Genomic DNA, 23,332 nt, shown 5'->3' on the forward strand with positions numbered 1-23,332 from the left:
TGCCAGTGGAGCGGACATGAACCTCGAATCCCATTTCGTCGACGTGCACGGCCTGCGCATGCATTACGTCTGCGCGGGCGATGGTCCCACCGTGATCCTGATGCACGGTTTTCCCGATACCCACGAGATCTGGCGCCACCAGATCCCCGCGCTGGCCCGGGCCGGCTACCGGGTGATCGCGCCGGACATGCGCGGCTACGGCAAGACCGACGCGCCCGAAAGCACGGGCGCCTATGCGATCGAATTCCTGTGCGCCGACATCCTCGGCCTCATGGATGCGCTGGGCGTGGAGAAGGCGGCGCTCGTCGGGCACGACTGGGGCGGCCTGGTCGGCTGGCAGCTGTGCATGAACGCGCCGCAGCGCTTCGAGCGTTTCGTCGCGATGTCGACCGGTCACCCGGCCGCGATCGCCAATGCCGGCGTGACCCAGCAGATGCGTTTCTGGTACATCCTCGGCTTCCTGATGCCGGTGGTGGCGGAACATGCGATCCGCGCCAACGACTGGTTCTTCCTGCGCCAGATGACGCGCCGCAAGGAGCAGCTGGCGATCTGGCGCGCGGCGCTGGAGCCGGAAGGGCGCCTCACCGCGGCGCTGAACTATTACCGCGCGAACATCAAATTGGGCCGGCCCCACCACTGGCGCCCGGTCGAGGTGTCCGTGATGGGCATCTGGAGCGACCGCGACCCGGCCCTCGGTGAAAAGCAGATGCTGGATTCGGCTCACCACTGCCGCGCGGGCTTTCGCTATGAAGCGCTGAGCGGGGCGGGGCACTGGATGCAGTTGTCCGCCACCGAGCGCCTGAACGCCCTGCTGCTCGACTTCCTGCCGCCCTACAAAGCCGCGGCGTAGATCGCGCGCGCATCCGCCTGCGTAAGCTCTCTCGGGTTGTTGCCGAGCAGCCGGGTCTGCAGCATGGCGTCCGCCGCCAGCCTGTCGAGGTCGGACTCCCTGATGCCGACCTGGCTGAGCATCGTCTCGATTCCGGCGATCTTCGCAATCTGCTGCATTGCAACAATCAGCGCTTCCGTGCGCGCTTCTTCGCTGCCGCTCGCATGCGGGACGACGATCGCCGCCAGCTCCGCATAGAGTCGGGCCGCTGCCGGCATATTGAAGCGCAGTACATGCGGCAGCACCAGGGAGTTCGACAGGCCGTGCGGCACGTGGAAGATGCCGCCGATGGGATAGGCCAGAGCGTGCACGGCCGCCACCGGCGCGTTCGAGAAGGCTTGGCCGGCAAGGCAGGCGCCCAGCAGCATCGCTTGGCGCGCCTCCAGGTCTTGCCCGTGCTCGCAGGCCTTGACCAGGTTGCGGGACAGCAGGCGCAACGCTTCCCGGGCCAGCGCATCCGACATCGGATTCTTCTTGTGCCTACTTGTGTACGCTTCGATGGCGTGCACCATCGCGTCGATGCCGGTGGCTGCCGTCACGGCGGGCGGCAAGCCCAGGGTCAATGTCGCATCAAGGATGGCCAGGTCGGCATACAGCTGGGGCGCGACGACGCCCATCTTGGTGGTGGCGCCGGTCGTGACGATGGCGATGTTGGTGACTTCGGAACCGGTGCCCGCCGTGGTCGGCACCTGGATCAGTGGCAGGCGTTTGCCGCTTACTTTGCCGATGCCATAGATGTCGGAGAGCAGCTGGGGTGAGGGCGCCAATACTGCGACCAGCTTGGCGACGTCCATCGAACTGCCGCCGCCGAAGCCGATCACGAGGTCCGTCTCCATCCGGCGCGCCACATCGACGGCGGCCAGGATAACCGCCTCCGGTGGATCGGCCAGCACCTCGGAAAAGACGATGGCGGACCTGCCGCTCTGCTCGAGGCTGAGTCTGGGCAGATCGAGCAGGCCTGTGCGCAGGAAGCCGGCATCGGTAACGATCAGGGGCCTGCGCGCGCCGGGGAAGCGCTCGGTGATCACATCGCCGAGGCGTCCGGCAAGGCTTGGCTCGGAGAGGAGGGTAGCCACGGTGCTGAAGGCGAAGCTGCTCATCGGATGTCTCCCTGTCGTTTTTTCCTGAGCTTACAGCATTCCCGCCCGGGTTTGGCCAGCTGTTGATGCCTCGGAGTACAATGCAGCCTCTGCATTCCTCGATGTCTTCCCATGATTGATTTTGCCTGGCTCGGCGCGGCTGCCTTTACCGCCGGCCTGGTCGACGCCGTCGTCGGTGGCGGCGGCCTGATCCAGATTCCCGCCATCTTCTCCGTCCTCCCGAAAGAAGTTCCTGCCACCCTGCTGGGCACCAACAAGTTCGCCAGCATCTTCGGTACCAGCGCTGCGGCAGTGAACTACGCGCGTCGCGTACGCGTGGCGTGGAGCACGGCGGCGCCTGCAGCTGTCGCGGCGTTCGTCCTGTCCTTCGTCGGCGCCTGGACGGTGACGCGGGTGCCGGCGGACTTTGTACGTACGCTGCTGCCCATCGTCCTCGTGGCCGTGGCGGTCTATACTTTCAAGAAGAAAGACCTCGGCGCCGTGCATGCGCCGGTGCACAGCGGACTGGCTGAGCGGTACTGGGCCATCGGCATCGGCGCCGCGATCGGCTTCTATGACGGCTTCTTCGGTCCGGGCACGGGCAGCTTCCTGATCTTCCTTTTTGTGCGCTTCTTCGGTTTCGACTTCCTCGGGGCATCGGCTGCGGCGAAGATCGTGAACGTCGCCTGCAACTTCTCCGCCTTGCTGTGGTTCGGGTATAGCGGACACATCCTGTGGCAGCTTGGCCTCATGATGGCGGTGTGCCAGGTGGCTGGATCGCTGATCGGTACGAAGCTGGCGCTGAAGCATGGCAGCGCATTTGTACGCAAACTGTTCCTGGTCGTGGTCTCGGCCCTGATCCTCAAGACGGCCTATGATGCTTTCACCAAGATAGGTTGGTGACGCTCCACGTGAAACAATGAAGCCGGGTTCGCCCGGCTTTTTTGCTTTTTGTTCCACGTGAAACATTCGCAAGCTCGTCGGCAACTATGTTCCACGTGGAACAAAATCTGTCGTTTTCGGGCCGTTGCAGAGTCCTGCAAGAAAAAAGAATCTATAATCGCGCATTAGTCTCCTCGCACCACTCCTCATCATGCTATTTCCTACTGAATTCGACGTCATCGTCGTCGGCGGCGGCCATGCCGGTACCGAGGCTGCGCTCGCGTCCGCACGCACGGGTCAGAAGACCCTGCTGCTGACCCATAACATTGAAACCCTGGGCGCCATGTCCTGCAACCCGTCGATCGGCGGCATCGGCAAGGGCCACCTTGTCAAGGAAGTCGACGCCCTCGGCGGCGCCATGGCCATCGCAACAGACGAGTCTGGCATCCAGTTCCGTATCCTGAACTCCTCGAAAGGCCCTGCCGTGCGCGCCACCCGCGCCCAGGCCGACCGTGTGTTGTACAAGGCCGCGATCCGTTCGCGCATCGAGAACCAGCCGAACCTGTGGCTGTTCCAGCAGGCCGTGGACGACCTGATGGTGGAGGGCGACCGCGTGGTCGGCGCCGTCACCCAGGTTGGCCTGCGCTTCCGCGCCCGCGCCGTGGTGCTGACCGCCGGTACTTTCCTCGACGGGAAGATCCACGTCGGCCTGCAGAATTACTCGGGTGGCCGCGCCGGCGATCCGCCCGCGCTGTCGCTGTCGAGCCGCCTGAAGGAACTGAAACTGCCGCAAGGCCGACTGAAGACCGGCACGCCGCCGCGTATCGACGGCCGCAGCATCGACTTCTCGGTCCTTAGCGAGCAGCCGGGCGACCTCGACCCGGTGCCGGTGTTCTCGGTCATGGGCAATGCCGCCATGCACCCGCGCCAGGTGCCGTGCTGGGTGACGCACACCAACGAAAAGACCCACGACATCATCCGCAACGGCCTCGACCGCAGCCCGATGTATACCGGCGTCATCGAGGGTGTGGGCCCGCGTTATTGCCCCTCGATCGAAGACAAGATCCACCGCTTCGCATCGAAAGAGTCGCACCAGATCTTCCTGGAGCCGGAAGGCCTCACGACCAACGAGTTCTATCCGAACGGGATCTCGACCAGCCTGCCGTTCGACGTGCAGCTGGAACTGGTGCGCTCGATGCGCGGCCTGGAGAACGCCTTCATCCTGCGTCCCGGCTATGCGATCGAATACGACTATTTCGACCCACGCGGCCTGAAAGCCTCGCTGGAAACCAAGGCGATCAAGGGCCTGTTCTTCGCCGGCCAGATCAACGGCACCACCGGCTACGAGGAAGCCGCGGCCCAAGGCCTGCTGGCCGGCCTGAACGCCGCGCTGCAGACCAAGGGCGAGGAAGCCTGGACCCCGGGCCGCTCGGAAGCCTACCTGGGCGTGCTGGTCGACGACCTGACCACGCAGGGCGTGGCCGAGCCTTACCGCATGTTCACCAGCCGTGCGGAATACCGCCTGTCGCTGCGTGAAGACAATGCCGACATGCGCCTGACCGAAATCGGCCGCAAGCTGGGCATCGTGGGCGACGCCCAGTGGGCGGCTTTCGAGACCAAGCGCGAAGCCATCGCCCGCGAGCTGGAGCGCCTGCGTTCCACCTGGGTCAACCCGCGCATCCTGGCTGGCGCCGAATCCGAGCGTGTAGTGGGGCAGGCGCTCGAGCGCGAGTACAACCTGGCCGACCTGCTGCGCCGCCCGGGTGTGCAGTACGACACCCTCATGACGATGACGGGCATGGAGGGACAGCCCCTGGCCGGCCCCGGCGTGGAAGACCCGGCGGTGAAGGAACAGATCGAGATCCAGCTGAAGTACGCCGGCTACATCAACCGCCAGGCGCGCGAAGTGGAGCGTCACGACCACTACGAGAACCTGAAGCTGCCGGAAAACCTGAACTACCTGGAGATCCAGGCCCTGTCGATCGAGGTGCGCCAGAAGCTCGACAAGCAGCGTCCGGAAACCCTGGGCCAGGCCTCGCGCATTTCGGGCGTGACCCCGGCGGCGATCTCGCTGCTGCTGGTGCACCTGAAAAAACGCGGTGCCAAGGGCTTCACCAATGCTCCAGCGGAGGCGGCCGAATGAGGGGTTTCGACCGCGCCGCCTTGGCGCACGTGCTGGCCGAGGGTATTGCCGAGATGAAGCTGGATGTTTCGGCAGCCCAGCAGGACAAACTGATGGATTACCTGGCGCTGATGAGCAAGTGGAATGGCGTCTACAACCTGACTTCGCTGCGCGACCCGATGCAGATGGTGACCCACCACCTGCTCGATTCGCTCGCCGCGGTGCCGGCCTTCGTGGACGCCCGCAATGTGCTGGACGTCGGGGCAGGGGGCGGATTGCCGGGCATCGTGCTGGCAATCACCAGGCCAGGCATGAAAGTGTCGATGATCGACACCGTGCACAAGAAAACCGCCTTCCTCAAGCAGGTGAAGGCGGAACTGGAGCTTTCCAACGTCACCGTGCACACGATGAAAGTGCAGGACCTCGACGTGAGCGACAAATTCGACGTGATTACTTCGCGGGCATTTGCGGACCTGAGCGATTTCCTGAACTGGTCCGGGCACCTGCTGGCCGAGGGCGGCAAATTCATTGCGCTCAAAGGCACGGCGCCGGCCGAGGAGCAGGAACGTATTCCAGCAGAGTGGCGAATCACGGACTTGCAGCCCCTGCAGGTTCCAAGGCTGGGAGCGGAACGCCACCTGGTTTTCGTAGAGCGATCCGAATAAACAGAATAAATAGAATAAATCGTATAAACAGTTTATATCGTTTATAAAATACGAACTGTTAAAATGGTTTGTACGGTATGAACGATATAGTGCCTTGTTGCTGATTCCAACGGATAGGAATAGATGGCGAAGATTTTTTGCGTAGCGAACCAGAAGGGTGGCGTCGGCAAGACCACCACCTCCGTGAACCTGTCGGCCGGCCTGGCGAAGCTCGAGCAGCGCGTGCTGCTGGTGGACCTCGACCCGCAGGGCAATGCCACCATGGGCGCCGGCATCAACAAGGCCACGCTCGCCAGCTCGATCTACCAGGTGCTGCTCGGCGAAGCCGATGTGGCCACCGCCAAGGTGCGCTCGGAAGCAGGGCGCTTCGACGTGCTGCCCGCCAACCGCGAGCTGGCCGGCGCCGAGGTCGAGATGGTCTCGCTGGAAAACCGCGAACGCCGCCTCAAGGATGCGCTCGCGGCAGTGGACAAGGACTACGACTTCATCCTGATCGACTGCCCGCCTGCGCTCTCGCTGCTCACGCTGAACGGCCTGTGCTCGGCGCACGGCGTGATCATCCCGATGCAGTGCGAGTACTACGCGCTGGAGGGCCTGTCCGACCTGGTCAACACGATCAAGAAGGTGCACGCCAACCTGAACACCGACCTGCGCATCATCGGCCTGCTGCGGGTGATGTTCGATCCGCGCATGACGCTCTCGCAGCAGGTTTCCGGCCAGCTCGAGCAGCACTTCGGCGACAAGGTCTTCAAGACCATCATCCCGCGCAACGTGCGCCTGGCCGAAGCGCCCTCGTATGGCATCCCCGGCGTCGTGTTCGATCCCTCGTCCAAGGGCGCCCAGGCGTACATCGCCTTCGGCGCCGAAATGGTCGAACGCATCAAGACTATGTAATCAAGAAAGCTGACACAGAAATGGCAACCAAGAAATTGAAAGGGCTCGGCCGCGGGCTCGACGCACTCCTCGGCGGCGACAGCCAGCCGGCCCCGGGCACCACTCCCTCCTCGCTGCCGGTGACGCAGATCCAGGCCGGCAAATACCAGCCCCGCACCCGCATGGACGAAACCTCGCTCAGCGAGCTGGCCGCCTCCATCAAGACCCAGGGCATCATGCAGCCGGTGCTGGTGCGTCCCCTGGGGGAGGGCGCACCGGTGCCCTACGAGATCATCGCCGGCGAGCGCCGCTTCCGTGCGGCCCAGATGGCCGGCCTGGAAGAAATCCCGGTGCTGGTGCGCGAAGTCGACGACCAGTCGGCCGCCGCCATGGCCCTGATCGAGAACATCCAGCGCGAAGACCTGAATCCGCTGGAAGAGGCGCAAGGCATCCAGCGCCTGATCAACGATTTCAATTTCACCCACGAGCAGGCAGCCACCGCCGTCGGCCGCTCGCGCAGCGCCGTGTCGAACCTGCTGCGCCTGATTAACCTGGCCCAGCCCGTGCAGACCATGCTGATGGCCGGCGACATCGACATGGGCCATGCCCGTGCCTTGCTCGCCGTCGACAGCGCGAACCAGATCACGCTGGCAAACCAGGTGATCGCCAAGCGCCTGTCGGTGCGCGAGACCGAGAAGCTGGTCGCGCGCGCCCTCGAGGAACAGGCCAGCCCGGCCGCCGCCGCCCGCGCCAAGGAAAAGCCGGGCGACATCGTCCGTCTGGAAGAAGAGCTGTCGGACAAGCTGGCTACCCCGGTCATGTTCAAGATGGGCGCCAAGGGCAAGGGCCAGCTCATCATCGACTTCGCCGACCTGGACATCCTGGACGGCGTGCTGGCCCGCCTGCGCGCCTGAACGGCGCCATGGATTTAACGTTTTTTGTAGGGTGGTCGGCTTCGCCGACCGCGCGTTCAACTGACGTATGCATGCCACGCAGCCATTGCTCGGGCACAGTCTGAACGCGCGGACGGCAGAGCCGTCCACCCTACTGACCCTTCGGTTAAGTAGTTGAAAATATGGAGATTTTAATATTCTTCATGTTGCTCCCATCACATCTTTACACAGCAGTTATAAGCGCGGAATCGTTTGACTCGCGTCCGTATAACCACTTATAATCCCGCTGATTCATGTAATTACCACATCGTTAACCATCCAAGTGCGCCAGCGCGAAACTATAAAAATATGCTGCGCATCGTCTCCCTGCAATTGATGGCCACGGTAGTCGCAGGCGTCATCGCCGCACTACTGGGGGGATGGTCTGCGATGTTTTCGGCAGTACTGGGCGGTTTGTGTTGTGTAGTGCCCAACGGCATCATGGCAGTAAGACTGTTCGCCAATGCGCAGCGCGCGGGCGGGGCCAGTCCTGCAACATTCTTCATCTGGGAATTTGTAAAGATCATATTGACGGTCGCGCTCCTGTTCGCGACCGCCAAGCTGTACCACGATCTGAACTGGCTGGCGCTGTTCGCCGGGTTCGTCGTGGCGCTGAAAAGTTACATCATCTTATTATTTAGGCACTGACATGACGAGTCCAAGCGTAGAAGGCGTCGCAGCAGCAGGATCGCACGCCAACCCGACCCCATCGGAGTACATCACCCACCACCTGGGCCACCTGTCGAACAAGCACCAGGATTTCGTGGTCGACTTCAGTGTCGTCAACTACGACACCATCTTCTGGTCCGTCCTGATGGGCGTGTTGGGCTGCCTGTTCATGTTCATGGCGGCGCGTAAAGCCACCTCGGGCGTGCCGGGCCGCTTCCAGGCTGCCGTCGAGATGCTGGTCGAGATGGTTGAAGACCAGTCGAAATCGATCGTCCACGGCGACCGCAGCTTCATCGCCCCGCTGGCACTGACCGTGTTCGTCTGGGTCGCCCTGATGAACTCGCTGGACTTCCTGCCGGTCGACATGTTCGCCAAAGGCTTCGAACTGCTGGGCCTGACCGACGTCTTCCCGTATCACCGCGTGGTCCCGACCGCCGACCTGAACGGCACCATCGGCATCTCGCTGGGCGTGCTGTGCCTGATGCTCTACTACGGCATCAAGATCAAGGGCCTGGGTGGCTTCATCCACGAACTGTTCGCAGCCCCGTTCGGCATCTACATGGCGCCGTTCAACCTGCTCCTGAACATCATCGAATATGCAGCAAAAATGGTGTCGCTCGGTATGCGACTGTTCGGCAATATGTACGCCGGTGAGCTGCTGTTCCTCTTGATCGCTCTGCTGGGCTCGACCGCCACCGTCTTCGGTTTCGTTGGTCAGGTGATTGCCGGCTCGATTTGGGCGATCTTCCACATCCTGATCGTGTTCCTGCAGGCATTCATCTTCATGATGCTGACGCTGGTGTATATCGGTCAGGCCCATGAAGGCCACTGATCGGCGCCGCAAGCATCGAACAGATAGTGGTTGTAAAGAAGTTGTAGTTTTTAATCTAGTTTTTAAATTAACTTTTGGAGTTACACATGACTGACCTTTCTTTTGTTGCACTGGCTTGCGGTTTGATCATCGGCCTGGGCGCTATCGGTGCTTGCATCGGTATCGCAATCATGGGCGGTAAGTACCTGGAAGCTTCTGCACGTCAGCCAGAACTGATGAACACCCTGCAGACCAAGATGTTCCTGCTGGCTGGTCTGATCGACGCGGCATTCCTGATCGGCGTCGGTATCGCCATGCTGTTCGTCTTCGCACGTCCGTTCAGCTAATCAAGCAAGCGCTTGACCTGAAGAGCCGAACCAGTCCTGGTTCGGCATCCGTGTTTCTGTAAGAAGGATAAAACCGTGAACCTTAACGCAACTCTGTTTGCCCAGTTCGCTGTCTTCTTCATCCTGGCGCTGTTCACGATGAAATTCGTGTGGCCGCCGCTGATGAAAGCGCTCGACGAGCGCGCCGAGAGGATTGCGAACGGCCTCGCCGCTGCTGACCGTGGCAAGGCTGACCTGGCTGCCGCCGAAAAGCGCGTCCAGGCCGAAATGGCTGGCGCCCGTGACGAAGTCCAGAAGCGCATCGCCGACGCTGAAAAGCGCGCTGCCCAGATCATCGAAGCAGCCAAGGCGACCGCCGCCGAAGAAGCCGCCCGCATCGTCGCTGCAGCAAACGCAGACGCCGAGCAGCAAGTGAACCGCGCCCGCGAAGAACTGCGTGGCCAGGTCGCCGCACTGGCAGTGCAAGGCGCCGAGCAGATCCTGAAGCGTGAAGTGAACGCAGCGGCCCACGCCGACCTGCTGTCGAAACTGTCGACCGAGCTCTAATCATGGCTGAACTCGCAACCGTCGCCCGCCCTTACGCCGAAGCGCTGTTCCGTGTTGCCCAGTCGGGCGACATGGCTGCCTGGTCGGCCGCTACTTCCGAACTGGGCCAGGTTGGCGCCAATCCGGACGTGCAGGCTTTCGCCGCCAACCCGAAGGTCACCGCTGCCCAGCTGGCCGACGCGATTGCGTCCCTGGTCAAGTCGCCGCTGAACGCTGAAGCGAAGAACTTTATCGCGATGCTGGCCGAAAACGGCCGCGTCAACCTGCTGCCCGAAATCGCCGCCCAGTTCGCGGCACTGAAGAACGCCAACGAAGGTGCCGCCGATGCGGACATCGTCAGCGCCTTCGAGATCTCGGGTGACCAGCTGGCCCAGCTGGTCGCTACGCTGGAAAAGAAATTTGGCCGCAAGCTGAACCCGTCGGTGACCGTTGATCCTTCGCTGATCGGTGGTGTGCGCGTGGTCGTCGGCGACGAAGTGCTCGATACCTCGGTACGCGCCAAGCTGCAACAGATGCATGTTGCGCTGGTGTCGTAATCGATAGCATCGATAGACACTCGCCGGCCACAGCGCCCTTGCCCTACGCATCAAAAACATTTGGAGTTAGCACTCATGCAACTTAATTCTTCTGAAATCAGCGAACTGATCAAGAGCCGCATCCAGGGTCTGGAAGGTTCGGCTGAAGTTCGCAATCAAGGCACGGTGATCTCCGTCGCCGACGGTATCTGCCGCATCCATGGTCTGTCGGACGTGATGCAGGGCGAGATGCTGGAATTCCCTGGCAACACCTTCGGCCTGGCGATGAACCTCGAGCGCGACTCCGTCGGCGCCGTCATCCTGGGCGCCTACGAGCACATCTCGGAAGGCGACACCGTCAAGACCACCGGCCGCATCCTGGAAGTGCCGATCGGTCCGGAACTGCGTGGCCGCGTGGTCAACGCACTGGGCCAGCCGATCGACGGCAAGGGTCCGATCGCGACCAGCCTGACCGCACCGATCGAAAAGATCGCTCCGGGCGTTATCGCCCGTGAATCGGTCTCGCAGCCGATGCAGACCGGTATCAAGTCGATCGACGCGATGGTGCCGATCGGCCGTGGCCAGCGCGAGCTGATCATCGGCGACCGCCAGACCGGTAAATCGGCTGTCGCAGTCGACGCGATCATCAACCAGAAGGGCCAGGGCGTCACCTGCGTGTACGTCGCAATCGGCCAGAAGGCATCGACCATCAAGAACATCGTCCGCTCGCTGGAACAGCACGGCGCGATGGAGTACACCATCGTTGTCGCCGCTTCCGCTTCGGAATCGGCTGCGATGCAGTACATCTCGGCCTACTCGGGCTGCGCCATGGGCGAATACTTCCGCGACCGCGGCGAAGACGCGCTGATCGTCTATGACGACCTGTCGAAGCAGGCAGTCGCATACCGCCAGATCTCGCTGCTGCTGCGCCGTCCGCCGGGCCGCGAAGCGTATCCGGGCGACGTGTTCTACCTGCACAGCCGTCTGCTCGAGCGCGCGGCCCGCGTGAACGCCGACTACGTCGAGAAGTTCACCAACGGCGCCGTCACCGGCAAGACCGGTTCGCTGACCGCACTGCCGATCATCGAAACCCAGGCAGGCGACGTCTCGGCCTTCGTTCCGACCAACGTGATTTCGATTACCGACGGCCAGATCTTCCTGGAGACCTCGCTGTTCAACGCCGGTATCCGTCCTGCGATCAACGCCGGTATCTCGGTGTCGCGCGTCGGTGGCGCCGCCCAGACCAAGGTCATCAAGGGCCTGTCGGGCGGTATCCGTACCGACCTGGCGCAGTACCGTGAACTGGCTGCGTTCGCGCAGTTCGCATCGGACCTGGACGAATCGACCCGCAAGCAGCTGGACCGCGGCGCACGCGTGACCGAGCTGCTGAAGCAGCCGCAGTTCTCGCCGCTGTCGACCTCGCTGATGGCCGCATCGCTGTTCGCCGTCAACAAAGGCTACCTGGACGACATCGACGTCAAGAAAGTGCTCCCGTTCGAACACGGCCTGCACAACTTCCTGAAGTCGAGCCACGCTGCCCTGCTGTCGAAGATCGACGAAACCAAGCAACTGGACAAGGACGGCGAAGCTGCGCTGGCCGCCGCCATTGCTGATTTCAAGAAATCCGGCGCATATTAATCGTCAAGCCGGCGCTGCCCGAGGGCGGCGCCGGTGCGCGGAAGGAGTAAGGACTCATGGCAGTAGGCAAAGAGATTCGTGGCAAGATCAAGAGCGTAGAGAATACGAAGAAGATCACCAAGGCGATGGAAATGGTCGCCGCATCGAAAATGCGCAAGGCGCAGGACCGTATGCGCGCCGCCCGTCCCTACAGTGAGAAGGTTCGTACCATCACCGCCAATCTGGCCGGCGCAAACCCGGAATACACGCACCCGTTCATGGCGCAAGCCAAGGACGTGAAGGCGAAGGCCGTGGGGTTCATCGTCGTCACGACCGACAAGGGTCTGTGCGGCGGCATGAACACCAACGTGCTGCGCCAGGTGACGATGAAGGCGCGCGAAGTGGAACAGGCAGGCAACACCGTCGAGGCAGTTGCTATCGGTAACAAAGGCCTGGGTTTCCTGAACCGCATGGGCATGAAGGTCGTGTCGCAAGCGACCCAGCTCGGCGACACCCCGCACCTGGACAAGCTGATCGGTCCGGTCAAAGTGATGCTGGACGCGTACCAGGAAGGCAAGCTCGACGCTGTCTACCTGTGCTACACCAAGTTCATCAACACGATGAAGCAGGAACCGATGGTCGAGCAGCTGCTGCCGCTGCCGGCGAAGCACCTGGAAAAGGAAGCGGGCGGCATCAGCTGGGACTACATCTACGAACCGGAAGCACAGGTCGTCATCGACGAGCTGCTGGTGCGTTACGTGGAAGCGCTGGTGTACCAGGCGGTTGCAGAAAATCTGGCGTCCGAGCAATCGGCGCGCATGGTCGCAATGAAGGCCGCGAGCGATAACGCCGGCAGCGTCATCAGCGACCTGAAGCTGGTCTATAACAAGACCCGCCAGGCTGCGATTACCAAAGAACTGTCCGAAATCGTGTCGGGTGCGGCTGCTGTCTAAGCGCCCCTGACTGATCAAGCTAAAAGAATCTAACTATATATCTGAAGGAACGAAAATGGCTGATGGCAAAATCGTTCAGTGTATCGGCGCCGTGGTCGACGTGGAATTCCCGCGTAACGCCATGCCGAAAGTGTACGACGCACTGAAAATGGAAGGCTCGGAACTGACCCTGGAAGTCCAGCAGCAGCTGGGCGACGGCGTGGTCCGTACCATTGCACTGGGCAGCTCGGAAGGCCTGCGTCGCGGCATGATCATCCAGAACACCGGCAACCCGATCATGGTTCCGGTCGGCACCCCGACCCTGGGCCGCATCATGGACGTGCTGGGCAACCCGATCGACGAGTGCGGTCCGGTCAGCCACGAGCGCATGGCATCGATCCACCGCGATGCACCGGCCTACGACGAACTGTCGCCGTCGACCGACCTGCTGGAAACCGGCATTAAAGTTATTGACCTGGTCTGCCCGTTCGCAAAAGGCGGTAAGGTCGGCCTGTTCGGCGGCGCCGGCGTCGGCAAGACCGTCAACATGATGGAACTGATCAACAACATCGCAAAAGCGCACTCGGGTCTGTCCGTGTTCGCCGGCGTGGGTGAGCGTACCCGTGAAGGTAACGACTTCTACCACGAGATGGCAGATGCCAAGGTCGTCGACCTGGAAAACCCGACCAACTCGAAAGTGGCGATGGTCTATGGTCAGATGAACGAACCGCCGGGCAACCGTCTGCGCGTCGCGCTGACCGGCCTGACCATGGCGGAAGCCTTCCGTGACGAAGGCAAGGACGTTCTGTTCTTCGTCGACAATATCTACCGCTACACCCTGGCCGGTACCGAAGTGTCGGCACTGCTGGGCCGTATGCCGTCGGCAGTGGGTTACCAGCCGACCCTGGCCGAAGAAATGGGCCGCCTGCAAGAGCGCATCACCTCGACCAAGACCGGCTCGATCACCTCGATCCAGGCCGTCTACGTCCCTGCGGATGACTTGACCGACCCGTCGCCGGCAACCACCTTCGCCCACCTGGACTCGACCGTCGTTCTGTCGCGTGACATCGCTTCGCTGGGTATCTACCCGGCAGTGGATCCGCTGGACTCGACCTCGCGCCAGCTGGACCCGCTGGTCGTCGGTGAAGAGCACTACAACACCGCGCGCGCCGTGCAGGGCACCCTGCAGCGCTACAAGGAACTGCGCGACATCATCGCGATTCTGGGCATGGACGAACTGGCGCCGGAAGACAAGCTGGTCGTCGCACGCGCTCGCAAGATGCAGCGTTTCCTGTCGCAGCCGTTCCACGTCGCTGAAGTGTTCACCGGCTCGCCGGGCAAGTACGTTTCGCTGAAAGACACGATCAAGGGCTTCAAGATGATCGCATCGGGCGAACTGGACCACCTGCCGGAGCAGGCCTTCTACATGGTCGGCACCATCGAGGAAGCGATCGAAAAGGCCAAGAAACTGGCTGCCTAAGCCGGCTTCTTCACCCTAGGGACAGACATGGCAAACACTATTCAAGTGGACGTGGTCTCGGCCGAAGAGCAGATCTTCTCCGGCCTGGCTACCTTCGTCGCGCTGCCGGGTGAAGCGGGTGAGCTGGGTATCTACCCGAAGCACACCCCGCTGATCACGCGCATCAGGCCAGGCGCCGTCCGGATCCAGACGGCAGCCGGCGGCGAAGAGTTCGTCTTCGTCGCAGGCGGTATCCTCGAAGTGCAGCCGAATGGCGTGACCGTGCTGGCCGACACCGCGATCCGCGGTGGCGACCTGGACGAAGCGAAGGCACTGGAAGCAAAGAAGCAGGCCGAAGAGCTGATGCTGAACAAGGAATCGAAGATCGACTACGCGAAAGCCCAGGCCGAAATGGCCGCGGCGATCGCGCAGCTGGCGGCGATCCAGAAGCTGCGTTCGAAAGGACGCTGATTCGCAGCATCCGCTTCTGCGGACGAAAAGGCAGCCTGCGGGCTGCCTTTTTTATTAGCAATTGTTTTGCCTCAAGTTTCAGCAGAGCGAGAATGCGACACACCGTTAGCTGGCGCACGCGTGCGTGCGGCAATCCGGCTTAGTATCGTTTCTCCAGCATGAGAGACATCGGTCCGGATCATGGTACTCCCTCCAGAACCCCGTGAGCAGCACGCCGTCGCAGCCGAAGCGCCGTTCGGCCAGACCCTCTACCGCTTCCTCTTCTTCGACTGGCTGTTCCGCGACGTGAGCCGCGCGCGCGACCTGTTCGAGCGCCATGCCGCGCGCGAGCACAACCGCCGCATGAGCCGCTACCTGCCGGTCTACATGCGGCGCTGGTCGGTGCTGGCGGGCTTCGACTTCGCGCTCGGCTTCCTGTTCGAGCGGGTGCTGTCGGCCACCATGCTCTCGGCCCTGTTCTTCACCGGCTCCTGCGTCACGCTCACCGGCATCGTCGTGATGACCGTGACCTGGCTGTTCCTGAGCAGCGCCAAGCTGTCCTGAGCGCGTCCCGTTCGCCCCCGCCGGCCAACCACTCGCCCCATCCAGGCGACCACCGGTCGGCTTCCGATTGCGGCCCCACAGGCCGCGCAAATACAGTCGGCACTCCAGAACAAGAAAGGAGTCCCGACCATGATCACCCGTAACGCCGTTTGCGCCGCCGTGCTGCTCCTGTGCCAGCCGCAGGCCGCCTTTGCTGTCGACGCCCCGCAGGACAGGGCGCCGCTCACACGCGCCGAGAAAGACCTGGCCTTCCGCCTGCACGCGACCCTCGCTCCCTACTTCCAGCCGGACGGTCCCGGCGCCGCCGTCATCGTCGTCAAGGACGGCAAGACCGTGCTGCGTACGGCCTACGGGATGGCCGACACCACGAAAGGCGTCAGGATGGCGCCGGAGATGGCGCTGCGCATCGGCTCGATGACCAAGCAGTTCACCGCGACCGCCATCCTGCTCTTGGCGGACGAAGGCAAGCTCTCGGTCCAGGATGAGATCACCAGGTACCTGCCGGACTACCCGACCCAGGGAAAGAAGATCACCATCGAGCACCTGCTGACCCATACCTCGGGCATCGTCAGCTACACCGGCAAGCCGGGGTTCTCGCAGCGCGCCCCGCAGGACACCACGGTGGCCGCCCTGATCGACTCCTTCAAGAACGATCCGATGCAGTTCGAACCGGGCAGCAGCTGGCGCTACAACAACTCGGGCTACTACCTGCTCGGCGCCATCATCGAGAAGGTGTCCGGCCAGCCTTATCACCAGTTCCTCGAGCAGCGCATCTTCGTGCCGCTCGGGATGGCGCACACGGCCTACGAAGGCTACGAGCGCAGCAAGTGGCCGAGCGCCGCCGGACACTCGCCGGCGGACAAGGGCTTCGGGCCTGCCCGGCAGCTCGGCAAGAACCAGTCCTATGCCGCCGGAGAGCTGGTGTCGACCGTCGACGACCTGGCGAAATGGGATGCCGCCGTGGGCAGCAAACTGCTCAAGCCGGCCACCTGGCAGCGCGCCTTCACCTCCTATCGCCTGACGGACGGCAAGGACAGCAACTATGGCTATGGCTGGGAGCTGAGCCTGGTGCAGGGAGAAGCGGCGATCGGCCACAGCGGCTCGACCCGGGGCTTCCGCTCCTACGGCCTGCGCATCCCGGGCAAGGGCGTCTACGTGGCGGTGCTGACCAACAGCGACGCCGGCACCGTGGTTCCCGACGTGGTGACGCGCCGCGCCACCGCCGTCGCCATCGGCAAGCCCTTCCCGGAGTTCAGGGAAGTGGCGCTGGATGCCGCCGCCCTGGATGCGGTGGCGGGCGCCTACACCTTCGGGAAGGACACCCCACGCGTGTTCCGGCGTGATGGCGAGTACCTTTCCCTGCAGCGTCCGGGGCGCGGTCCCCTGGTGCTGAAGGCGATGTCGCCCGATACCTTCTTCGTGCCGGACACGGTCGACTGGTTCGTGTTCCAGCGCGACGCGGCCGGCAAGGCTACCGGCGTCACTTACCACCAGGATGGCAGGGCGCTGGCGCACGTGCGCAGCGGCGAGGCGCCGCCCCCGCGCGTGGTGGCGAAGATTACGGATGCGGCGTTCGACGCCCACCTCGGACGCTACGAAATCCAGCCGGGCATGGTGCTGGAAGTCCAGCGCGACGGCAGCCGCTATTTCGTGCAGCCCTCCGGCCAGCGACGGCGCGAGATCTTCCCGCTGAGCGAATTCCGCTTCTTTGCGCGCGACGTCGATGCCGAGATCAGTTTCGAGGACAAGAACATGGTCTTCAAGCAGGGTAGCCGCAGCCACACCGGTCGCCGGATTTGACGTTCCAGGCCGCATAAAGCGCCTTCCGTCGCCCGGCGTTTGCCGTCCAGGCAAGCCGGGCCTATCCTTTTTCCGTCTTTACAATCAAGGAAAGGGATCCGACATGCTGCTCCGTACCGCCGTTTGCGCCGCCGTGCTGCTGCTTTGCCACCCGCAGGCAGTCTTCGCCCAGGATGCCGCCACCGCCACGCGGGCGGAGCAGGACCTGGCCAGCCGCATCGATGCCGCGATCGCCCCGTATTTCAAGGCCGACGCGCCGGGCGCCACCGTCATCGTGGTCAAGGACGGCAAGACCGTATTGCGCCGTGCCTACGGTATGGCCGATACGGGCAAGGGCGTGAAGATGACGCCGGAGATGGCGCTGCGCCTCGGCTCGATCACCAAGCAGTTCACCTCGACCGCCATCCTGATGCTGGCGGACGAAGGCAAGCTGGCGCTCGACGACGACATCACGAAGCACTTGCCGGACTACCCGGCGCGGGGCAAGAAGATCACCATCGAGCACCTGCTGACCCATACCTCCGGCATCGTCAGCTACACCGGCAAGCCGGCGTATTCCGCGACGATGACGCAGGAGATGACCGTGGCCCGGATGATCGACTCCTTCAAGAACGATCCGCTCGAATTCGAACCGGGCAGCCAGTACCGCTACAACAATTCGGGCTACTTCCTGCTCGGCGCCATCATCGAGAAGATCTCCGGCCAGAGCTATGCGGCTTTTCTGGAGCAGCGCATCTTCACGCCCCTTGGCATGAACGACACCTATTACGAAGGCTTCGGCAAGAGCCGCGCGCCGGTCGCCGCCGGCCATACCCGCGGCGCGACCGGCTTCGGCGTCGCCAGGCCGCTCAGCATGAGCCAGCCCTATGCGGCCGGTTCCCTGGTGTCCACCGTGGACGACCTGGCGCGCTGGGACGCCGCGGTTTCCGCCGGCCGCCTGTTGAAACCCGCCAGCTGGCAGCGCGCCTTCACCTCCTACCGCCTCACGGACGGCAAGCCGACCAACTATGGCTACGGCTGGGAGGTCGGCAAGGTGCAGGGCGAAGCCATGAGCGGCCATGGCGGCGGCATCAACGGCTTCACCACCCACGCGATGCGCTTGCCCGACCAGAAGGTGTATGTGGCGGTACTGACCAACAGCGACAGCGGACCGGCCAATCCGGGCCTGGTGGCGCGCAAGGCCGCTGCCATCGCCATCGGCAAGCCTTACCGGGAGTTCAGGGAAGTGGCGTTGGACGGCAGCGCGCTCGACGCCGTGACCGGCACCTACGAGGTCGAGCAGGGCGTGCAGCGGGTGTTCCGCCGCAGCGGCGACGGTCTCGTCATGCAGCGTACCGGCCGTCCGCCAGTGCCGGTGAAGCCGGCCTCGAAGGACGAGTTTTTCCTCCCGGGTGGGCTGGACTGGTTCTCCTTCCAGCGCGATGCGGGCGGCAAGGTGAGCTCCGTGACGGTGCACCAGGACGGCAATGCGCTGGTGAATCCGCGCAGCGGCGATGCGCCTGCCGCGCGCAAGGCGGTGAAAATCGCCAGTGCCGCGTTCGACGCCAGGGCAGGCCGCTACGAGCTGCGTCCGGGCTTCGTGATGGAGCTGACGCGTGACGGCGACCGTTACTTTGCCCAGGCCACCGGCCAGGGCAAGCTCGAGATCTTCCCGATGAGCGAGACCGTGTTCTTCTCCGACCAGGCCGATGCGGAGATCAGCTTCGAGGGCGATGGCTTCGTGCTGAAGCAGGGCGGGCGCAACACCCCTGCCCGCAGGCTGTGACGTGACTCAGCGGCTTCTCGCCTGTTCGCCGGCCAGGCGCAGCGCCACCTTGTGGCGGAAGTAGTCCTGCTTCACGTAGCGGTACAGGTTGGCGCCCGGGCACACGGTTTTATCGGAGTGGTCGCGGTGGCTCCTGATATCGTCCAGCGAGACCTTGTACTTCGCGGCCAGCAGCGCCATCAGCTCGACCACCGCATCGAGCTGGGCCTGGTTCGGCTCGACTTCCTCGAAATTGCCGACCACCTCGATCAGGGCGTGGCCGCTGGGGTCGTACTCGGTATTCGTGTCGCCCGCGTAATCGATCTGGCGGGCTTCGTACATGCGGCCGTCCAGGTCGATCACGTAGTGGTAGGGGATGTCGAGCCAGCCTTTGCTGGTGCGCGACCAGGTTTGCAGGCGGCGCAGGTAGGCCTGCGGGTCGGTGCCCGGCTTGAAGGGCTCGCCCTGGTGGTGCAGGGTGATCTGGGTGATCGTGTGGCGCCGCGCCTTGGTGGCGTCGGCCGGCGTGCCGCCCCACGCTGCGACGGGAACGATGGCGCGTTCGACCGCGGCCAGGGGCTCGGCGCCGTGGGCGGAGGACAGCACGAAGGCAAGGCAGAATGGCAGCAGGAGGCGCATGGACGTGTTCTAACAGGGACGAGTCTGCATCTTTCCACGATTCGTTCAGGAGCGCCAGTGCGCGATGTATATCTGATAAGCTGATGGCCACAACCACAACTTATCGATCATGCGCAGCATTTCCCACATTCTCAGCGACAGCAAGACCATCGCCATCGTCGGCCTGTCGAACAAGCCCGACCGCGCCAGCAACGAGGTTGCCGCCTACCTGCAGGGGGCCGGCTACCGCATCGTGCCGGTAAACCCGAGTTATGCCGGCGACACCATCCTCGGCGAGACCGTCTACGCCACGCTGCAGGAGGCGGCCGACGCCCTGGCGACCGGCGGCCAGCCGATCGACATCGTCGACTGCTTCCGCAAGTCCGAGGACATCCCGCCGATCGCGCGCGAAGCGATCGCCGTGCGCGCCGGCTGCCTGTGGATGCAGCTCGACATCGAGAACCAGGCCGCGGCCGATCTCGCGCGCGCCGCCGGGCTGGACGTCGTGCAGAACCACTGCATCAAGATCGAGCACCGCAGCCTCCAGGGTTGAACCGCGGCTCGCAGGGGCCGATCGCTTCCTGCGCAGGCGGCTGCGTTACAATCGTGGCATCGCCACCCTGGAATGCTGCCGCCATGTTCAAGACCTCCGCTTTTCTGCTCGCCGCCATCGCCGCCGCGAGCGTCCACCAGCCTGCCGCCGCCCAGGCGAGCGCAGCTCCCGTCGCTGCCCGTCCGGCCATGCCGGCCGCTTGCCCGGCCATCCTGAAGCAGAACTTCAAGCGCCTGCAGGACGACGCCCCGCAGGACCTGTGCCAGTACGCGGGCAAGGTGGTGCTGGTGGTGAACACGGCCAGCTACTGCGGCTTCACCAAGCAGTACGAAGGGCTGGAGAAGCTGTACGCGAAGTACGGCGGCCGCGGCCTGGTCATCCTGGGCTTTCCCTCGAACGACTTCGGCAAGCAGGAGCCGGGCAACGCGAAGGAGATCGCCGATCTCTGCTTCAACACCTATGGCGTGAAGTTCCCGATGTTCGCCAAGAGCGCGGTCACCGGCCCTGAAGCCAATCCCCTGCACGCCAGCCTCACCAAAGCCACCGGCCAGGCGCCGAAATGGAACTTCACCAAGTACCTGATCGGCCGCGACGGCAAGGTGCTGGACTACTTCCCGAGCAAGGTCACGCCGGAAGATCCGGCCCTGGTCGGCAAGATCGAAGCGGCGCTCTGAATAACCTTGATGTGATTGTGGGTATTTGATCCACATCAACGATTTTTTTGCGCTGCATCAATAAGCTTGCCTTCGTCACTGACGACAAAGACGAAAGGCAAGAAAAAGATGAAAGCAATGTTGAAGCATGTGCTGGCGGCGGTCCTCGCCGTCGCCGGTAGCCAGGCCCTGGCGCAGGACACGAACTGGCTCGTACGCGCCCGCGCGGTGCATATCGACACCGCCAATGAATCCTCTCCCCTGGCGGGCGCCGGCGCAGCCGACCGCATCCACGTCGGCACGAAGACGATCCCGGAACTGGACGTCTCCTACTTCTTCACGCCGCAGCTGGCGGCCGAACTGATCCTGACGTATCCACAGAAGCACGACGTCACCCTCGACGGCCAGCGCATCGGCAGCTTCCGCCACCTGCCGCCGACCTTGACGGCGCAGTACCACTTCGCGCCGCAGGCCAGCGTGCGTCCCTATGTCGGGGCGGGCGTCAACTACACCCGCATCTCGCGCGTGAAGCTGCTCGATGGCGCGGCCGACCTGGAGAAGGAAAGCTGGGGCCTGGCGCTGCAGGCCGGCGTCGACATCAAGCTGGATGCGCGCTGGTCGCTCAACGTCGACGTGAAGAAGGTGAAGCTGCGCAGCGACGTGCTGCTGGGTGGGGCGAGGGCGTCGGAAGTGCGGGTCGATCCGCTGCTGGTCGGCGTCGGCGTGGGCTACCGCTTCTGAGGCGGTTTCGATTTACGCTGCGGGTCCGTCGTCGACGATGACGGCGCGCAGCGGCCCGCGCAGGGCATTGCAGACGACGATGTCGTCCGCCTCTTCCAGCATCTCGCGCGTGATCACGCGCTCGCTCGCCTGCCAGGCGGGCGCTTCGAGCAGCACCGCGCGCATCACCCCCGGCAGCAGGCCGCAGGACAAGGGCGGCGTGTACCAGCGGCCGCCGAAGCGCACGAACACATTGCTGCGTCCCCCTTCCGTGAGTTCCCCCCGTTCGTTGAAGAACAGGGCGTCGAAGGCGCCGCGCGCCTCGGCCGCGCGCCAGGCCGCGTCGTAGCGGCTGCGCACGCCCGTCTTGTGGCGCAGGAAGAGGTCGCCCGAGCGGGTGGTCTCGTTCGCCAGCAGCAGCGCCACCGGCTCGTTCAGGGGCTGCAGCGGCGCGGACTGCGCCTGCATCCGGCCATCCGGCTGGACCGCCAGGCGCAGGCGGTGCAGCTGGCCCGCGCTCAAGGCCAGGCAGGTTTCGAGCAGCAGCGCGCGCGCCTCGCCCGGTTCGAAGGGATAGCCGAAGGTGCGGCAGGAGGCCGCGAGGCGATCCAGGTGCTGCTCGAGGTGGCGGCAGCCGTGTTCGAGGCTGGCGCGCAGGGTCTCGAAGATCTCGCATTCGTTGGGCAGGCTGGTCAGGAAGCGGGCCTTCAACTGGCATTCGGCGTATTCGGCCGCCGCATCGCTGTCGTAGACGATGCCGGCGCCCACGCCCAGCTCGCCGCGCCGCGTGCCGCCCTGGGGCGCGCCCAGGGCCAGGGTGCGGATCGGCACCGACAGGCAGAAATCACCAAACTGCGCGCCAAAGGCTGCGCCGTCCGACGGCGGGTCGAACCAGCCGATCGCGCCCGTATAGATGCCGCGCGGCGCCGGCTCCAGCTCGTGGATGATCTCCATGGTACGGCGCTTCGGCGCGCCCGTGATCGAGCCGCAGGGATAGAGGGCGGCGAACAGCTCCTCGAGCGTTGCATCGGGACGCAGGCGCGCCTCGACGGTCGACGTCATCTGCAGCACGGCGCCGTAGCGCTTCACCTCGAACAGGGCCGGCACCTGCACGCTGCCGGTGACGGCAATGCGTCCCAGGTCGTTGCGCAGCAGGTCGACGATCATCAGGTTCTCGGCGCGGTTCTTCGGATCCCGGGCCAGCGCCTGGCCGCGCCCGGCGTCGACCGCATCGTCGCCGCTGGCCGGCGCCGTACCCTTCATCGGGCGCGCCACCAGCGTGCCGGCTGCATGACGCACGAAGAGCTCGGGCGAGAAGGACAGCAGGGCTTCCCCGTCCGGCAGGGCCACCAGGGCCCCGTAGGGCACGCGCTGGCGCGCCCGCAGGCGCGCATACAGGGACACCAGGGGGCCGTAGGCCTCGAAGCGCAGGCGGTAGGTGTAGTTGACCTGGTAGGTGTCGCCGGCGGCGATGTAGTCGCGGATGCGGCCGATCGCCTCGGTGAACGCCGCTTCGTCGACGTTGGCGTCGATGCCGGCCACGCCGGCCGGTTCCAGGCTCGCGGCGCGGGTGGCGATCCAGGCCTCGACCTGGCTCGCTTCCATGTGCTCGCACTGTTCGAACAGCAGGACCCGGGCCAGCGGACCGTCGATCGGGTGGGCCGGCAGGTTCGCCAGGTGCGCGCCCAGTTCGTAGGTCAGGAGCGGCACCGCGTACAGGCCGCGCGCCAGCGCCGCCCCCATGTCCTGCAGCAGCTGCGGCCAGCCGGCGGTGTCCAGGCAGGACAGCGTGCCCGCGTGACGGCTGTACAGGCGCGAGCGCGCTTCGCCTTCGGCGCCGGCGTCGTCGAGCAGTGCGAAGACTTCCCGGGTGTCCATGATGCGAAGACGGT

At 64.0% G+C, this 23,332-nt stretch carries 24 protein-coding genes; 21 read left to right on the forward strand and 3 right to left on the reverse strand.

The genetic code is table 11. The features are described 5' to 3' along the window. Positions 1 to 16 precede the first annotated feature (16 nt). Positions 17 to 850 (forward strand): alpha/beta fold hydrolase, encoded by an 834-nt coding sequence (locus ACQ7JA_RS12190; protein WP_430897981.1) that lies wholly within the window; start codon positions 17 to 19, stop codon positions 848 to 850. Here ACQ7JA_RS12190 and ACQ7JA_RS12195 read toward each other — a convergent pair. Next, the gene (locus tag ACQ7JA_RS12195; protein WP_430897983.1) at positions 832 to 1,989 is read right to left on the reverse strand and encodes an iron-containing alcohol dehydrogenase; all 1,158 of its coding nucleotides are present in this window, start codon (positions 1,987 to 1,989) and stop codon (positions 832 to 834) included. The genes ACQ7JA_RS12190 and ACQ7JA_RS12195 overlap by 19 nt on opposite strands. Before the next feature lie 111 nt (positions 1,990 to 2,100). On the opposite strand from ACQ7JA_RS12195, the gene ACQ7JA_RS12200 reads away from it, so the two are divergent. From ACQ7JA_RS12200 to ACQ7JA_RS12280, 17 genes are all read left to right on the forward strand, one after another. Beyond that, the gene (locus ACQ7JA_RS12200; protein WP_430897985.1) at positions 2,101 to 2,871 is read left to right on the forward strand and encodes a sulfite exporter TauE/SafE family protein; all 771 of its coding nucleotides are present in this window, start codon (positions 2,101 to 2,103) and stop codon (positions 2,869 to 2,871) included. Between the two features lie 190 nt (positions 2,872 to 3,061). Next, on the forward strand, positions 3,062 to 4,993 hold the full coding sequence (mnmG, locus tag ACQ7JA_RS12205; protein ID WP_430897987.1) for a tRNA uridine-5-carboxymethylaminomethyl(34) synthesis enzyme MnmG: 1,932 nt from the start codon (positions 3,062 to 3,064) through the stop codon (positions 4,991 to 4,993). Further along, positions 4,990 to 5,637, forward strand: a complete 648-nt coding sequence (gene rsmG / locus ACQ7JA_RS12210; protein WP_430897989.1) for a 16S rRNA (guanine(527)-N(7))-methyltransferase RsmG — start codon at positions 4,990 to 4,992, stop codon at positions 5,635 to 5,637. The genes mnmG and rsmG overlap by 4 nt, the downstream gene beginning before the upstream one ends. Before the next feature lie 123 nt (positions 5,638 to 5,760). After that, positions 5,761 to 6,531, forward strand: coding sequence for a ParA family protein (locus ACQ7JA_RS12215; RefSeq protein WP_430897991.1), 771 nt, complete (start codon positions 5,761 to 5,763; stop codon positions 6,529 to 6,531). A 20-nt stretch (positions 6,532 to 6,551) separates the two neighbouring features. Continuing rightward, on the forward strand, positions 6,552 to 7,424 hold the full coding sequence (locus ACQ7JA_RS12220; protein ID WP_430897994.1) for a ParB/RepB/Spo0J family partition protein: 873 nt from the start codon (positions 6,552 to 6,554) through the stop codon (positions 7,422 to 7,424). Positions 7,425 to 7,751: 327 nt separating this feature from the next. After that, the gene (locus ACQ7JA_RS12225) at positions 7,752 to 8,090 is read left to right on the forward strand and encodes an ATP synthase subunit I (RefSeq protein WP_430897996.1); all 339 of its coding nucleotides are present in this window, start codon (positions 7,752 to 7,754) and stop codon (positions 8,088 to 8,090) included. 1 nt (position 8,091) lies between these two features. Then, on the forward strand, positions 8,092 to 8,943 hold the full coding sequence (atpB, locus tag ACQ7JA_RS12230; RefSeq protein WP_430897998.1) for a F0F1 ATP synthase subunit A: 852 nt from the start codon (positions 8,092 to 8,094) through the stop codon (positions 8,941 to 8,943). A gap of 86 nt (positions 8,944 to 9,029) precedes the next feature. Next, positions 9,030 to 9,269, forward strand: coding sequence for a F0F1 ATP synthase subunit C (atpE, locus tag ACQ7JA_RS12235; protein WP_056340707.1), 240 nt, complete (start codon positions 9,030 to 9,032; stop codon positions 9,267 to 9,269). Between the two features lie 75 nt (positions 9,270 to 9,344). Continuing rightward, a complete protein-coding gene (locus ACQ7JA_RS12240) occupies positions 9,345 to 9,815 on the forward strand; it encodes a F0F1 ATP synthase subunit B (RefSeq protein ID WP_430898000.1) in 471 nt (156 codons plus the stop codon). Between the two features lie 2 nt (positions 9,816 to 9,817). Then, positions 9,818 to 10,351 carry a F0F1 ATP synthase subunit delta gene (locus ACQ7JA_RS12245; RefSeq protein ID WP_430898002.1) on the forward strand — a complete coding sequence of 178 codons (534 nt, stop codon included), beginning with the start codon at positions 9,818 to 9,820 and terminating at the stop codon, positions 10,349 to 10,351. A gap of 75 nt (positions 10,352 to 10,426) precedes the next feature. Beyond that, positions 10,427 to 11,968 carry a F0F1 ATP synthase subunit alpha gene (atpA, locus tag ACQ7JA_RS12250; RefSeq protein WP_258827167.1) on the forward strand — a complete coding sequence of 514 codons (1,542 nt, stop codon included), beginning with the start codon at positions 10,427 to 10,429 and terminating at the stop codon, positions 11,966 to 11,968. A gap of 56 nt (positions 11,969 to 12,024) precedes the next feature. Then, positions 12,025 to 12,900, forward strand: coding sequence for a F0F1 ATP synthase subunit gamma (atpG, locus tag ACQ7JA_RS12255; RefSeq protein ID WP_430898004.1), 876 nt, complete (start codon positions 12,025 to 12,027; stop codon positions 12,898 to 12,900). Positions 12,901 to 12,955: 55 nt separating this feature from the next. Then, positions 12,956 to 14,359, forward strand: coding sequence for a F0F1 ATP synthase subunit beta (atpD, locus tag ACQ7JA_RS12260; protein WP_159699287.1), 1,404 nt, complete (start codon positions 12,956 to 12,958; stop codon positions 14,357 to 14,359). 27 nt (positions 14,360 to 14,386) lie between these two features. Beyond that, on the forward strand, positions 14,387 to 14,809 hold the full coding sequence (locus ACQ7JA_RS12265; protein WP_231059068.1) for a F0F1 ATP synthase subunit epsilon: 423 nt from the start codon (positions 14,387 to 14,389) through the stop codon (positions 14,807 to 14,809). Between the two features lie 180 nt (positions 14,810 to 14,989). Then, positions 14,990 to 15,352, forward strand: a complete 363-nt coding sequence (locus ACQ7JA_RS12270) for a hypothetical protein (protein ID WP_430898007.1) — start codon at positions 14,990 to 14,992, stop codon at positions 15,350 to 15,352. A gap of 129 nt (positions 15,353 to 15,481) precedes the next feature. Next, complete coding sequence (locus ACQ7JA_RS12275; protein WP_430898009.1) at positions 15,482 to 17,152, forward strand: serine hydrolase domain-containing protein; 1,671 nt, start codon at positions 15,482 to 15,484, stop codon at positions 17,150 to 17,152. A 103-nt stretch (positions 17,153 to 17,255) separates the two neighbouring features. After that, positions 17,256 to 18,917 (forward strand): serine hydrolase, encoded by a 1,662-nt coding sequence (locus ACQ7JA_RS12280; protein ID WP_430898011.1) that lies wholly within the window; start codon positions 17,256 to 17,258, stop codon positions 18,915 to 18,917. A 6-nt stretch (positions 18,918 to 18,923) separates the two neighbouring features. On the opposite strand, the gene ACQ7JA_RS12285 is transcribed toward ACQ7JA_RS12280, so the two are convergent. Further along, entirely contained in the window at positions 18,924 to 19,535 is a 612-nt protein-coding gene (locus tag ACQ7JA_RS12285) for a peptidoglycan recognition protein family protein (protein WP_430898013.1), read from the reverse strand. A 109-nt stretch (positions 19,536 to 19,644) separates the two neighbouring features. Between ACQ7JA_RS12285 and ACQ7JA_RS12290 the strand changes: the two genes are divergently transcribed. The 3 genes from ACQ7JA_RS12290 to ACQ7JA_RS12300 all read left to right on the forward strand — a co-directional run bounded on the left by ACQ7JA_RS12290 (position 19,645) and on the right by ACQ7JA_RS12300 (position 21,461). Next, positions 19,645 to 20,067, forward strand: a complete 423-nt coding sequence (locus tag ACQ7JA_RS12290) for a CoA-binding protein (RefSeq protein WP_430898015.1) — start codon at positions 19,645 to 19,647, stop codon at positions 20,065 to 20,067. A gap of 83 nt (positions 20,068 to 20,150) precedes the next feature. After that, positions 20,151 to 20,741 (forward strand): glutathione peroxidase, encoded by a 591-nt coding sequence (locus ACQ7JA_RS12295; protein ID WP_430898017.1) that lies wholly within the window; start codon positions 20,151 to 20,153, stop codon positions 20,739 to 20,741. Between the two features lie 108 nt (positions 20,742 to 20,849). After that, on the forward strand, positions 20,850 to 21,461 hold the full coding sequence (locus tag ACQ7JA_RS12300) for an OmpW/AlkL family protein (protein ID WP_430898019.1): 612 nt from the start codon (positions 20,850 to 20,852) through the stop codon (positions 21,459 to 21,461). 12 nt (positions 21,462 to 21,473) lie between these two features. Here the strand turns inward: ACQ7JA_RS12300 and pabB are convergent, their stop codons facing one another. Continuing rightward, the gene (pabB, locus tag ACQ7JA_RS12305; RefSeq protein ID WP_430898021.1) at positions 21,474 to 23,318 is read right to left on the reverse strand and encodes an aminodeoxychorismate synthase component I; all 1,845 of its coding nucleotides are present in this window, start codon (positions 23,316 to 23,318) and stop codon (positions 21,474 to 21,476) included. Between the last annotated feature and the right edge of the window lie 14 nt (positions 23,319 to 23,332).

This window comes from Massilia sp. BKSP1R2A-1 (assembly GCF_050586525.1).
GTDB lineage: Bacteria > Pseudomonadota > Gammaproteobacteria > Burkholderiales > Burkholderiaceae_D > Telluria.